The 11,863-nt window shown below is 69.4% G+C and carries 12 protein-coding genes, 1 pseudogene and 1 riboswitch; of the genes and pseudogenes, 5 read left to right on the top strand and 8 right to left on the bottom strand.

What is annotated here, in order from left to right; all coding sequences use genetic code 11:
• Positions 1-83: 83 nt before the first annotated feature.
• The gene (locus ABVF28_RS14720) at positions 84-662 is read left to right on the top strand and encodes a hypothetical protein (RefSeq protein WP_371031062.1); all 579 of its coding nucleotides are present in this window, start codon (positions 84-86) and stop codon (positions 660-662) included.
• Positions 663-762: 100 nt separating this feature from the next.
• The gene (locus ABVF28_RS14715; RefSeq protein ID WP_179557073.1) at positions 763-1,059 is read left to right on the top strand and encodes an ATP-dependent DNA ligase; all 297 of its coding nucleotides are present in this window, start codon (positions 763-765) and stop codon (positions 1,057-1,059) included.
• On the opposite strand, the gene ABVF28_RS14710 is transcribed toward ABVF28_RS14715, so the two are convergent.
• The 3 genes from ABVF28_RS14710 to ABVF28_RS14700 form a co-directional block, all read right to left on the bottom strand.
• A complete protein-coding gene (locus ABVF28_RS14710) occupies positions 1,056-1,718 on the bottom strand; it encodes a lytic transglycosylase domain-containing protein (RefSeq protein WP_371031061.1) in 663 nt (220 codons plus the stop codon). The two genes, ABVF28_RS14715 and ABVF28_RS14710, sit on opposite strands and share 4 nt — an antisense overlap.
• 423 nt (positions 1,719-2,141) lie before the next feature.
• Positions 2,142-2,504, bottom strand: coding sequence for a multidrug efflux SMR transporter (locus ABVF28_RS14705; protein WP_104310258.1), 363 nt, complete (start codon positions 2,502-2,504; stop codon positions 2,142-2,144).
• 2 nt (positions 2,505-2,506) lie between these two features.
• Positions 2,507-2,821, bottom strand: coding sequence for a multidrug efflux SMR transporter (locus ABVF28_RS14700; protein ID WP_211892149.1), 315 nt, complete (start codon positions 2,819-2,821; stop codon positions 2,507-2,509).
• 10 nt (positions 2,822-2,831) lie between these two features.
• Positions 2,832-2,898: riboswitch (guanidine-III (ykkC-III) riboswitch) on the bottom strand.
• 188 nt (positions 2,899-3,086) lie between these two features.
• Between ABVF28_RS14700 and ABVF28_RS14695 the strand changes: the two genes are divergently transcribed.
• Both ABVF28_RS14695 and ABVF28_RS14690 read left to right on the top strand, forming a co-directional pair.
• On the top strand, positions 3,087-4,427 hold the full coding sequence (locus ABVF28_RS14695; RefSeq protein WP_371031060.1) for an APC family permease: 1,341 nt from the start codon (positions 3,087-3,089) through the stop codon (positions 4,425-4,427).
• A 129-nt stretch (positions 4,428-4,556) separates the two neighbouring features.
• Positions 4,557-5,510: a manganese catalase family protein gene (locus ABVF28_RS14690; protein WP_371031059.1), complete on the top strand. Its 954-nt coding sequence runs from the start codon at positions 4,557-4,559 to the stop codon at positions 5,508-5,510.
• 152 nt (positions 5,511-5,662) lie between these two features.
• On the opposite strand, the gene ABVF28_RS14685 is transcribed toward ABVF28_RS14690, so the two are convergent.
• A complete protein-coding gene (locus tag ABVF28_RS14685) occupies positions 5,663-7,144 on the bottom strand; it encodes a DUF222 domain-containing protein (protein ID WP_371031058.1) in 1,482 nt (493 codons plus the stop codon).
• A gap of 113 nt (positions 7,145-7,257) precedes the next feature.
• Here ABVF28_RS14685 and ABVF28_RS14680 point away from each other — a divergent pair, with 113 nt between their 5' ends.
• Positions 7,258-7,758, top strand: a complete 501-nt coding sequence (locus tag ABVF28_RS14680; RefSeq protein WP_371031057.1) for an MSMEG_6728 family protein — start codon at positions 7,258-7,260, stop codon at positions 7,756-7,758.
• Here the strand turns inward: ABVF28_RS14680 and ABVF28_RS14675 are convergent.
• From ABVF28_RS14675 to ABVF28_RS14660, 4 genes and pseudogenes are all read right to left on the bottom strand, one after another.
• Positions 7,694-9,262 carry a PepSY-associated TM helix domain-containing protein gene (locus ABVF28_RS14675; protein WP_371031056.1) on the bottom strand — a complete coding sequence of 523 codons (1,569 nt, stop codon included), beginning with the start codon at positions 9,260-9,262 and terminating at the stop codon, positions 7,694-7,696. The two genes, ABVF28_RS14680 and ABVF28_RS14675, sit on opposite strands and share 65 nt — an antisense overlap.
• Positions 9,259-10,524, bottom strand: coding sequence for a Dyp-type peroxidase (locus ABVF28_RS14670; protein ID WP_371031055.1), 1,266 nt, complete (start codon positions 10,522-10,524; stop codon positions 9,259-9,261). The genes ABVF28_RS14675 and ABVF28_RS14670 overlap by 4 nt, the downstream gene beginning before the upstream one ends.
• The gene (locus tag ABVF28_RS14665; RefSeq protein ID WP_371031054.1) at positions 10,524-11,129 is read right to left on the bottom strand and encodes a copper chaperone PCu(A)C; all 606 of its coding nucleotides are present in this window, start codon (positions 11,127-11,129) and stop codon (positions 10,524-10,526) included. The genes ABVF28_RS14670 and ABVF28_RS14665 overlap by 1 nt, the downstream gene beginning before the upstream one ends.
• Before the next feature lie 49 nt (positions 11,130-11,178).
• A pseudogene (locus ABVF28_RS14660) lies at positions 11,179-11,727 on the bottom strand (copper resistance protein CopC); the annotation flags it as partial.
• Between the last annotated feature and the right edge of the window lie 136 nt (positions 11,728-11,863).

The following is an 11,863-nucleotide window of genomic DNA, read 5'->3' as shown; positions in this document are numbered from 1 at the left end:
AGACTGGCCGCCACCTTCTGGCCTCTCCCCCCCTGACAACGGGGTTCCCCAGCAACTGAGCTTCGTAGATTGGATGCCGTTCGATGAAGATCGTCACGCCGCAGTCGCTGCCACGGGAACGGCTCGGCACCGACCTTCGCTCCGGGAGCGTGCACGAGATCTGGCGCGACCCGGACGACGAGGTCGATCCGAGGTGGAGCCTGTCGCTCGTCGACGTGAAACGCAACGTGAAGTCGCTGCACCGGCCCGAGGGAACCGTCGACCACTGGCTCGGCATCAGCGGCCCGCAGCTGCGACTCGTGGATGGCACCCGGCAGGAGAAGGTGCGGGCCGACCACCAGATCGTCGTCGAGTCGACGACCCCGCTCCTCTTGCTGCGCAGCTCCATCGGGCGCGCGAAGAGCACCAGGCTGCTGCGGGTGACCCGCAAGTCGGAGATGCAGCCCATCATCCTCGGCCGGGCCTTCGTGAGCGACCCCATCGAGTTCGACCCCGACGTTCGCGCCATCTACCTCATCAGCGGCCGCCTGAGCCTCGGCGGCACCGAGCTCGCCGAGGGCGAGGCCGCGATCTTCGACGAGTCCGCCCCACCGGTGATGCACTCGGACGGGGCGTTCGTCGCGACCATGGCGATTCCCTGCGTCGAGGTCGGCCATGAGTAGAGGAAACTCTATGATTTGTCAAGAGATTCGGCGCTAACTGCCAGGGTCAATAGCGTCGTCTGGCGCGGAAATGCTCACCGCATCCGCGCCAGACAACACTATGGGCACCTTCATCTATGACAACACACCAACCGAGTTCGACGACCGGGTGCTCGCGCACCTCGAAGCCGTCGTCGGAACGAAACTCAGGCGCGGCGAGTCGTTCCTGTTGAGCTGGCGCAACGACGCGCTCACCGGCGGCGGCCGCGACGCCGTCTGGATGAGCGCCAACGTCCCGGTCCTGTTCAACTACCGAGGCGAGCGGCCGACCGACCTCGACCGGCGCGTCCTCGCGCACCTGCTTCGCATGGCCAACAGCCCGGGCGGCGTCGTGGCGCCGAGCGCAGAGGAGCTCTAGCTCGCGTAGAGCTCCGCGTACCCCGCGACTTCGCGCGCGTACTCGGCCGGCAGGTTGTACGCCGAGATCGCCGTGTTCCACCCGTCGTCGGTGGTGAGGTCGCCGCCCCGCTCGCACAGGTAGGCGGCCGCCGTCTGCACGGCGTCGTCGATGTGGTGGGGGTCGGCGACCCCGTCGAAGTTCGCGTCCTGCCCGTGCTTCGCCCACGTCTCCGGAATGAACTGCATCGGGCCGACTGCCCGGTCCCATTCGGTATCACCGTCGAGGGCGCCGCCGTCGGTGTCCGGAATCGCGAGGAATCCCTCGCTGCCGTCGAGGGGCACCCCGATGATGGGCGGCTCGACCTGGCCGGAGTCCAGCACTTGCGACCCGCCGTAGGTGCCGTGCTTGGACTCGACCGCGCCGATACCGGCGAGCGTGTTCCAGCCGATGCCGCACTCCGGCCGCGTCTCCGCGACCCGGATCGCGGCCCCCGCGTATGCCGAGAGGGCGCGGACCGGGATGCCCGTCGCATCGGACGTCGCCTGCGCCCAGGCGGGCGAAGCGAGCTCCGCAACTGGCACATCCCAGATGCCGAACCCGGCCGACTCGGGCAGCTGCTGCGGCGGCGCCACCGGGTATCCCTCAGCGGCAGGGTCGAGGTAGGGCTCCGTCTGCACCTGCGGCTCCTGCGCCCCACTCCCCACCTCGTCCTCGCCGTACGCGGGCGAGAAGAACGACCCGGCGCATCCCGTCAGCAACGAGGCCGACGCGACGCCGGCGCCGAGAGCCGTGAGGAGACGGGCGCGAGCGGGGGAGCTTGCGGACGAGACGATGATGCGGGCCCTTCCTGGGGTCGGGACGTGGGGGTGCCTGGCGTCGAAAGGGACAGCGTACGTGCGGCCACGGACGCTCGACTGGATGCGCGCCGAGGGCCGCCACGATCGCGGTTCGCAATTCCGGTCGCCGACACGACCAGCAAACTTCGGTGACGACGGGGGCGTTCGCGTCCGTTGAGCGTCCGTCAGGCGCGAGTTGTCGCCGAAGTCTGCCGCACAGCTGTCCGCCAGGAGGAGGTGGCCGCGATCAGCGCGCGGCCCAGGTCAGAGCGCCGGAGGCGCCACGGGCTCAGCGACCGCTTCCTTCTTCTTGTCTGGCACGAGCTTCAGCCCGATCACGGCGAGGATGATGCCGGAGATGAAGACGGCCTTCCACGGGGAGAACGCTTCGTCGCCGGTCGCCATCGCGTAGATGACGGTGAGGGCCGCCCCGATGCCGACCCAGACGGCGTAGGCGGTGCCGATCGGGATGCGCGCCGCCGCCCAGCCGAGGCCGAGCATGCTGAGCACGACCCCGACGAAGAAGACGATCGTGGGGAGGGGCTGCGTGAACCCCTCCGACTGGCCGAGGGCGGTGGCCCAGACGGCTTCGAGGATGCCGCTGATGACGAGTGCGATCCACGCCATGGTCAGCTCACCACCTTGAGGCCGATGACCGAGCCGACGAGCAGCACGAGCAACAGGACCCGTGCGACGGAAACCCGCTCCTGCTTGGTGACCATCGCCCAGATGACGGTGAGCGTCGCGCCGATGCCCACCCAGACCGCGTACGCGGTGCCGGTCGGCAGCTGCGTCATCGCCCACGCGAGGCCGGCCATGCTGATGGTGAGCGACACCAGGAAGACGACGACGGGGACGGGCCTCTTGAAGCCCTTCGAGGCGGACAGAGCTGAGGCCCAGACGGCCTCCAGCATTCCAGACAGAATCAACACGAACCAAGCCACGACGGCTCCTTCTGAGTCAGTCTTGTCGTGGTGCGGGTACTGCTCCCTCGTCCGCAAGCCCGATTCCGGGGCTTCAAGGTTCAACGGTAGCAACGGGCCGCTCCATTGGCCAGGCCGGAGTCGCGTGCAGTGCGGATGCACAGGGCCTCGGGTGCTCAGGGCCGCGGCTGCACGGGACCGCGGGTGCACGGGCGGCGCCGTTGCATACGGCGACGCACCTGACAAGGGCGAGGACTGCCCTCCGGATGCGCGCGACAATCGGGGCATGTCCCCCACATCTTCCCCGTCGTCGACCCCGGCCCTCAAGCGCGACGTCACTGGGCTGCTCCTGTTCGTGTTCATCCTCGGCGACGTGCTCGGGGCTGGCATCTACGCTCTCGTCGGCACCATCTCCGGCGAAGTGGGCGGCGTCACCTGGTTGCCCCTGCTGGTGGCGCTCGGCATGGCGCTGCTGACGGCCGCGTCCTACGCCGAGCTCGTCACGAAGTACCCGAAGGCGGGTGGTTCGGCGGTGTTCGCGCAGCGCGCGTACCGCTCCGAGTTCGTGTCGTTCATGGTGGGGTTCTGCATGCTCGCGGCGGGTGTCGTCAGCGCGGCCAGCCTTGCTCTCGCGTTCAGCGGCGACTACCTCGCCACGTTCATCGACCTGCCGCCGGTCGTTGGCGCGTCCCTCCTGCTGGTGCTCATCGCGCTCGTCAACTTGCGCGGCATCAAGGAGTCCCTGCGCTCGAACATCGTCATGACCTGCATCGAGCTGACGGGCCTCGTCCTCGTGGTGGTGCTCGTCGGGGTGCTCGTCGGGAACGGCGGCGGTGACATCGGCCGGGCTGTGTCGTTCGGCGACGACATCAACCCGTTCCCGGCCGTGCTCGGCGCGGCCCTCCTCGCCTACTACTCCTACGTCGGCTTCGAGACGAGCGCGAACCTCATCGAGGAGGTGCGCGAGCCGTCGAAGGTCTACCCGAAGGCGCTGTTCTTCTCGCTGCTCACGGCGGGCTTCATGTACATGCTCGTCGGCACAGCAGCATCCATCGCCGTCCCCTCCGACGAGCTCGCCGAGTCCACCGGTCCGCTCCTCAACGTCATCGAGGCGACCGGGGTGCCCGTGCCGGCCTGGCTGTTCAGCGCGATCGCCCTCATCGCGGTCGCCAACGGCGCGCTGCTGACCATGATCATGGCCAGCCGCCTCACCTACGGCATGGCGGGCCAGGGGCTGCTGCCTCGCATGCTGGGGCGCGTGCTCCCCGGGCGACGCACCCCGTGGGTCGCGATCATCGCCACGACGGTGTTCGCGATCGTCCTCACCGCGACGGGCGGCATCGCCGTGCTCGCGGAGACCGTCGTGATCCTGCTGCTCATCGTGTTCCTCAGCACGAACCTCGCCGTGCTCGTGCTGCGCCGAGACAAGGTCGAGCACGCCCACTTCAAAGCCTGGACCGTGCTGCCCGTGCTCGCGATCGTCTCCTGCATCGTGCTCCTCACCCAGCAGAGCGGCGAGGTGTGGCTGCGCGGCGGCATCATCGTCGCCGTCGGCGTCGCCACGTACTTCGTGCTGCGCGTCACCCGCCGCTCGAAGTCCTCGCGCGAGGTGACGCCCGCAGAATAGGCGGTTTCGCGCGTTCTACACCTTCAGCCCCGGTTCGCGGTACCCCTCTTGAAAACACAGTCGCGGTTGATGGTCTCTCGGTACCGGCGCATCCGCGTCGAACCGGAACGATGACGAGGAGACTCCCCCATGTACTTCCACGCACAGACCTGGATCAACGACATCGCCGACGGGGAGCCAGACCCCGCAGCCGCGAACGCCCTGCAGGAGGGGCTCGGCGGGCAGTTCGGTGAGATGCGCACCATGATGCAGTACCTCTTCCAGGCGATGAACTTCCGCGGCCCGACGGCGAAGCCGTACCGCGACCTCATCCAGGGCATCGGCACCGAGGAGATCAGCCACGTCGAGCTGATCGGCACGACCATCTCGCGGCTCCTCGACGGGTCACCCGAGTACACGGGCAAGCTCACCGACCCGCTCGACAAGCCGGGTGCCGGCGGCGCGACGCCCTTGAAGATCGCCCTCGACACGAACAACATCCACCACTACCTGGTCGGCGCGCAGGGCGCTCTGCCCGTGGATGCGGCGGGCAACCCGTGGAGCGGCAGCTACGTCTACAACTCCGGCAACCTGCCCCTCGACCTGCTCTACAACCTCATGCTCGAGTCGACGGGGCGCCTCCAGAAGTGCCGCATCTACGAGATGACCGACAACCCGACGGCGCGCGGAACGATCGCCTACCTCATCGTGCGCGACCAGGCACACGAGAACGCGTACGCGAAAGCCCTCGAGACGCTCGGCGTGAACTGGAAGTCGCTGCTGCCCATCCCGAAGACGAACGCCGAGTCGTTCCCCGAGGTGAAGGAGCTGCTCGACCTGGGCCTGCAGAGCAAGCAGTACTCGTTCGACCTCGACGGCAAGTCGGAAGCTGGGAAGATCTTCCAGGGCGACTCACCCTCGAAGGACGGCACGACGCTGGACGCTTCAGAGCAGGCCCCCGTCGGAGCTCCGTCGTTCATCGCCCACGAACGCCTGGAGGAGTTCGCGCCTGGCCTCGACACCGACCTGCTCGCCCTCATCCAGGCGACCGCAGAGCTCGAGCTCTCCGAGATCAACGGGTTCTACGGGCCGACGACGGCGTAAGTCCAGGGCACAGGCCGGGGCAGGGCAGCCCAGCTCCTCACCGCAGCTCCTCCGCTCTGCAGCTCCTCCGCTCTGCTGCTCCTTGTCGCCGCACCGCGCGGCGGCGGGAGCTGCGGGCGTTCACGAGAGTCGGGGAACGAGTCGGAGCCCGGTCAAAACGGCGGAGGGTCGAGGCCCGGCATGACGCTCGGCTCCTCGCCGGTCCTCAGTCCAAGCCCGAGCCCCGGCGGCTGCACCCGGTAGGCAGTTCCTCCGATCTCGAGGCCCGGTTCGCCGGGCGGGGAGGGCCCGAAGGTGACGCCCCTCGGTTCGGGAACATCCTTCAGCGGGATGCCCGTGGGCGATGTCCATTCCATGACTCCGCCGGGCAGCTGGCAGACCTCCCAACCGGTGTTGCCTTTGACCGTGTGGTTCCAGCGACAGAGGTCAGCGAGGTTGACGAGGCTCGTCGGCCCGCCTTCAGACGCCGGGATCGTGTGGTCGAGGTCGCAGCGCTCTGCAGGGAGCCGGCATCCCGGGAACCTGCAGTGCACATCCCGCGCCCGCAGCCACGCGCGCATCGCCTCCGTCGGCCGGTAGCGGTCGACCTCGACGACCGTTCCAGTGATCGGGTGGGTCAGGATGCGCTCGAAGGCTGGCGCGTTGGCGGCGAGCGCCTTCGCGACGCTCATCGGGATGGGCGTGACGCCGTCGAGGAGCGCGGGCGACGTATCGAGCGCGCGGCCGTCGGCGTCGCCGTCGCTGGCGCCGTCGCCGTCGCCGTCGCCGTGCTGAGCGTGGAGCATCGCGAGCACCGGCAAGGTGATGGACACCTTCGCCGTGATGCCCGCCGCTTCCGGACAGGTCGTCAGCCTGCCCGTGAGCAGCAGCTCGGCAAACACGTCGGCCCGCACCTGGTGGAAGGTCCGCGGGTCGTCGGAATCAGAGCCCCGCGCCGCGATGATGGCCTTCGCGATCTCGGACAACCGCCCATCGATCGCCGTGAGCACCGGCAGCGAGTGCCGCGCCCCGAGCGAGCCCATGCCATCCGCCTCACTCGAGACGAGCACGGCCCGGGACTGCATCGACTGCTCGTAGCGTTCCTCAAGCGACGACGCCGTCAGCCGCTCCGCCTGCTTGATGGCGAAGTCCTTCAGCCTGCCAGGTGACGTCGAACGCGCCTTCTCGAGCGCGAGCTGCACGAACAGCTCGCGACGCGCGGCCTGTTCCGCGGGGTCCTCGTGCACGACGATCGTTCCCGCCTCGCACACGATGCGGGCATGCGCCATCGACACCTCGCCCGCCGCGAGCGCGGCATGAACGAGCGGAAAGTCCTCAGTGAGGATCGCCGAGCGGCCCATGATGCCAGACACCGCCTGCCTCGAAGTCCTCGTGACCGCGGCGATCTCCGCCTTCCACGAGCGAAGCGCCCACTCCTGCTCCAGTGTGCCCTCGCGCTCGTCCTCTGCGAGGGCCGTCCGAGCCGCGAGTGCGTAGACGCGCGCCTGCTCAGCCTGAGCGCGGGCGAGATCAGCGTCGGCATCGGCGATCGACCGGACCACCAGGAAGCGCTCGAGCATTCGCACGCGCTCCACCAACGAATCGGGTGGCCTCCACCCCGCCGGGATTCTCGTCGCGAGCACTTCATCGATCATGCGATCAGCTTCCACCCGACCACCGACATTCTTGGTCCGGTCCGAGAAGATCGTTCGGGAAGCTGCCGACACCCTCCCCGCGTCCGCGGATCCCCGCACGGTAGAACGGATCGATGCAGACGTTCCTCCCCTATGCAGACTTCGCAGAATCCGCGCGGGTGCTCGACCGGCAGCGCCTCGGCAAGCAGCGCGTCGAGACCCTGCAGGTCATGAAGGCGCTGACCGTGCCCGGCTACGGGTGGCAGCAGCATCCCGTCGTGAAGATGTGGATCGGCTACGAACGGGCCCTCCTCGACTACCAGGGCGCGTTCTGCGCGGAATGGGTGGGACGCGGTTACGCCGACACCTGCGCCGAGAAGACGCTTGCCATCTTCGAGGAGGCGGCGACCAGCAGAGGGCCGGACTTCAGGGTGTCCGACCCTCCACCTTGGCTGGGCGACGAGGCACTCCACGAGTCGCACCGCTCGAAGCTCATCGCCAAGGACGAGGAGTTCTACGGCGCTCTGTTCCCCGACGCGGAACGCGGCCTCGACTACGTGTGGCCCGGCGTCACCTCGAGTCCAAGCTCGAACCCACGCTCCGACCCGCACTCGAGCCATCGCTCGCGGGACTGACCCCGCCGGCCCGCTGACCGCGCGTCAGGTCGGACGGCCGCGCCCCGGATCGCGATCGCGATCGCGATCGCGATCGCCGACGAGCGAGCATCCCGACCGTGACGTCGACGACCAGGAAGACGATCAGGCTCACGCCCATCAGCGGCAGGAACATGCCCAGCGCCACGGCCACGGCGAGCGCGAGCAGCATGCCCCACCTCGGCGCGCGGCGCAGCGCTCCACGAAGCGGAGCGGCACCGACCAACCGCGACGGGTCGTGCCTCGGCCGACGCTGCCACCACATCACGTACCCCCACACGACCATCGCCGCCATACCCACCGCAACCGCGAAGAGGACCAGCTGATTGGCGAGGCCGAACAGCGAACCCATGTGCAGGTCGATGCCCCAGCGGCTGAGCTTCGCGACCGGCCCGAACTCTGCGAAGTCGACCCGGTCGACCACCTGCATGGTCGTGCCGTCGATGGCAACCGCATCCACCTCCGTCGGGAAGCTGCGCTGGATCTCCTGCACGACCCACGCCGTGCCGGGTTCCGCCGGCGGCCGGATCTCGACGAGCCCGGTGTTCACGTTCACCTCGCGCGCGATGGAGAGCACCGAGTCGTAGGCGCCCGGGCTCAGCTCGCCAGCATCGAGGCTCGGTGTCCCGCTGCCGTGCCCGTGGTGCCCGTGCCCGGCGTGCTCATCGGCGGCTGCATCGCCGGCCGCGTCGAGGCTCGTCGTGAGCGCCGGGGTCGTCCACCCCACGGACGCGCGCAGCTCCGTGAAGTTCGCTCCCCCGTACTGCGACCACGTGATGCCCGTGGCCGACAGGAACAGCGCCCCGGCCAGCACCCAGATGCCGGTGGATGCATGCAGGCTGCGGGTGCGCGCGAACCCCGTAGCGAGCAGGTTCGGCCGCAGCAGGTTGCGCTGCTGCGTCGCCCGTTTCGCCGTTCGCGCCCGCCGGTACCTGGTGGCCCAGAGCCCTGCCCCTGCAAGCGCGACGGCCCCGAGCCAGGATGCCGCGAGCTCGCTGTAGAGCCGGCCAGCATCACCGAGGTGCAGGCTTCGGTGCAGCTCGGAGATCCAGGTGCGCAGCGGCAGCGAACCGGACGTGCCGTAGACGGGCAGGTCACCGCGCACCTCTGCCGTCGCGGGGTCGAGGAACACCGCCCGCGTCGTGCTCTCCCCGAGCGTCGCATCCGCGTACATGACCCGCGTCGTATCGCCCGGGTTCGGGGCCGGACGCACGGCGACGATCGTCTCGTCCTGCCCGACGTGCGCGTCTGCTGCCTTGATCTGCTCTCCGAGCGGCAGGGCGCTCTCGGAGACCGGCGCATGCAGCTCGTGATCGTAGACCAGCTGCTCGAGTTGCGGGGTCAGCGCGTAGAGTGCGCCGCTCAGCGCCGCCACGAGGATGAACGGGCCGACGAAGACGCCCGCGAGGAAGTGGAGGCGCATCAGCAGCTGCCCGACCCATCCCGTGCTCGAGACGCGCCGGGCGCGCGGTCTTGGTCCGCTCATCCGAGGATCCCCTCGCCGACGTAACCGCCTTCCGCGCATCCGGGCGGCACGACGAACACGGCAGACCCGATGGGCGTCGTCCACTCGTTGAGCAGGTCGAGCTCGTCGAGCCGCTGCTGGATGGGCACGAATTGCGCATCCACGTCCGCCTGGAAGGCGATGAAGAGCAGCCCCGAGTTCGAGATCTCCTCCCCCGTGGGCGCATCGTCGTAGTTGTAGGCGCGACGGAAGAACCGCTCCGACGCGTCCTCGGATCGCGCCCGCCGGATGTGCGAGAACTCGGCGATGACGGGAAACCCGGCCGCGTTCTCGGCCGAGAAGTCCGGCTCGTCGTGCTCGTCCGTGCCGGTCAGCGGGGCACCGTTCGCGAGCGTGCGGCCAACCGACTGCTCGCGACCGCTGCGGTCGAGCCTGTCCCACTTGTCGAGGTCCATGCGGATGCGCCGCACGACCATGCCCGTCCCGCCCGCGAACGCGCCCTCGCGAATCCAGACGAGCTGCTCGAAGTCGAGCGTCGGAGGCGCCGGGTTGACGGTCCCGTCGACCTGCCCGAACAGGTTCCGCATCGTGGTGCCCGGGGCCTCCGACCCGCGCGCCCGGCGGAACCCGGGCTGCGTCCACCGCACCGTCGCGAAACTGCGCGTGTCCTTCAGCAGCATCCGCAACGCGTGGGCGACCGTGAACGGGTCGTCGGACGCGACCTGCAGCAGCAGGTCGCCGTCGCTCCACGCCGCCTCGAGCCGATCGATGCCGAACGGCGGCAGCGGGCGCAGCCAGGCGGGCGCCTGCATTGCAGTGGTGGATGCGCGCCGCACGAACTCGGGACCGAACCCGAACGTCACCGTCAGGTTGGCCGGCAGGTGCGCGAGCTCGGGTTCGGAGTCGGCCAGTGCCGGCTCACCGCGGGTGAGGCGCGCCGCATCGTCGGTCAGGAGCTGCATGAGTCGCCGCAGCCCAGCGCGGTCGATGCCGTCTCGCAGATCGAGGGCGACGAGCGTCGCGTGCGCCTGCGGCACGGTCGCGATGCCCGCCTGGTGCGGCCCGTAGAACGGGACGACGCCTGACCCGGTCAGCTCACCGGCACCGCCCGGGCTCGCGTCGGCAGCCGCATCCGCCGCTCCCGCTGGCTCTTGGCGTCCCGCGAGACGGAGCGCCTGGTCGGCGCCCACGGCCGCGACCGCGCCGAACCCGGCGACAGCACCCCCGAAGAGGAGCTGTCGCCGAGTCGGGCGGGGGCGACCAGGGCTCTGGTCGCCGGGCACTAGCTGTTGTCCGCGTCGTCGCCGTGCTCGGCGTGGTCCATGTCGGAGTGGTCCATCTCCATGTCGCCGCCCATGTCGCCGTCTTCGTAGTTCTCGTTGGCCCCGGCGTAGTCCTTGGCCGGGGCAGTGAAGTCGAGGGTCGACTCGTCCGAGAACGTGAGCGTGAAGCTCAGCTCGTCCCCCGCGACAACGGGCTCGGGCAGGTCCATGAGCATGATGTGGTTGCCCCCGGGTTCGAGCGTCAGCGTCTCGCCGGGGGCGATCGTGAACCCGCCACCCTTCTCACGCATCGTCATCTCGCCCGTCTCGTTCTCGACGGTCTCGTGCAGTTCGAGCGCGGTGGATGCTGGGCTCGCGACCGACACGATCGTCACGTCTCCCGCACCCGTGTTCTCGATCTCGCCGAACGCCGCTGACATGCCGGAGTCGGCAGCCTTCACCCAGGCGTTCTCGACGGTGACGGATTCGGCGGCGGGACCCGCCGAGGCGGCGTCGAGGGTGGCCGTCGAGCTGGCGGCCGTGCATCCGGTGAGGGCGAGCGCAGCAGCAGCGAGGAGGGCGGCCGCTGCGAGGGGGCGAGGGAGGTTCGTGGTGGTACGGGTCATGAGCGTGGTTCCTTTGCGGAGAGAGAAGAGAGAAGGAGTGGCGGCGGCGTCAGCGCGCATCGGTGTCGGCCTCAGCCGATTCAGGCTGCGCCTGACCGCCCTTGCGTGCCCGGACGATCAGCCAGGCGACGCCGAGCGCGACGAGCGCCCCGAGCGCGCCGATGAGCAGCATCCGCGGCACGTCGAACGCCGCTTGCGAGGTGATCTCGGACGTCGGCTGGGTCGTCGCGCCGGAGGGTGACTCGGATTCGGAGGGCGCCGCCTCAGTGGGGGCGGGGTCGGCCGTCGTCGGGGCAGCGGTGGCCGGGTCCGAGGGTGCCGGTGCCGCGGGCGCGTCCGCCGCCGTGGGATCGCCGACCGTGAACGGGATGGTGCCCGTGATCGGGTGCCCATCTGAGGAGACGACCCGCCAGTTGACGGTGTACGCGCCGTCGGGCAGGGCGTTGACGACGGTGCTCGTGACCGTCGTCCCGTCGATGACGGGCTCGCCGATCGCCCAGTCGCGGCCCGCGGCGTCCTGCAGCACGATCATCGGGCCGATCTCCATGATGTTCGCGGAGTAGCTGAGCGTGATGTCAGGCGGTGACGTGTCGAGCGATGCGTCCGGGGGCCTTGACCCTCGATCGTGGACACGGTGTCGGTTCGGTTATGCCGCTTCCGCGAGGGTAGCGGATGTGGTCGCCGTGTAGGCGGTCTCGTAGCTGTTCGGGGTGATTTGGCCGATCGCGGAGTGG

Origin of the sequence: Pseudoclavibacter sp. JSM 162008, assembly GCF_041366455.1 — a bacterium.
In the GTDB taxonomy this organism is placed as follows: domain Bacteria; phylum Actinomycetota; class Actinomycetes; order Actinomycetales; family Microbacteriaceae; genus Pseudoclavibacter.
The sequence above is the reverse complement of the archived record's forward strand: the minus strand, read 5'-3'. Positions and strand labels throughout refer to the sequence as shown.

Bases quoted from the DNA above. Each gene is read 5' to 3' on its own strand.
- ABVF28_RS14705 (WP_104310258.1), bottom strand. From the start codon at position 2,504: ATGGCGTGGATCGCACTCGTCATCAGCGGCATCCTCGAAGCCGTCTGG.
- ABVF28_RS14720 (WP_371031062.1), top strand. From the start codon at position 84: ATGAAGATCGTCACGCCGCAGTCGCTGCCACGGGAACGGCTCGGCACC.
- ABVF28_RS14665 (WP_371031054.1), bottom strand. From the start codon at position 11,129: ATGACCCGTACCACCACGAACCTCCCTCGCCCCCTCGCAGCGGCCGCC.
- ABVF28_RS14715 (WP_179557073.1), top strand. From the start codon at position 763: ATGGGCACCTTCATCTATGACAACACACCAACCGAGTTCGACGACCGG.
- ABVF28_RS14690 (WP_371031059.1), top strand. From the start codon at position 4,557: ATGTACTTCCACGCACAGACCTGGATCAACGACATCGCCGACGGGGAG.
- ABVF28_RS14675 (WP_371031056.1), bottom strand. From the start codon at position 9,262: ATGAGCGGACCAAGACCGCGCGCCCGGCGCGTCTCGAGCACGGGATGG.
- ABVF28_RS14680 (WP_371031057.1), top strand. From the start codon at position 7,258: ATGCAGACGTTCCTCCCCTATGCAGACTTCGCAGAATCCGCGCGGGTG.
- ABVF28_RS14685 (WP_371031058.1), bottom strand. From the start codon at position 7,144: ATGATCGATGAAGTGCTCGCGACGAGAATCCCGGCGGGGTGGAGGCCA.
- ABVF28_RS14695 (WP_371031060.1), top strand. From the start codon at position 3,087: ATGTCCCCCACATCTTCCCCGTCGTCGACCCCGGCCCTCAAGCGCGAC.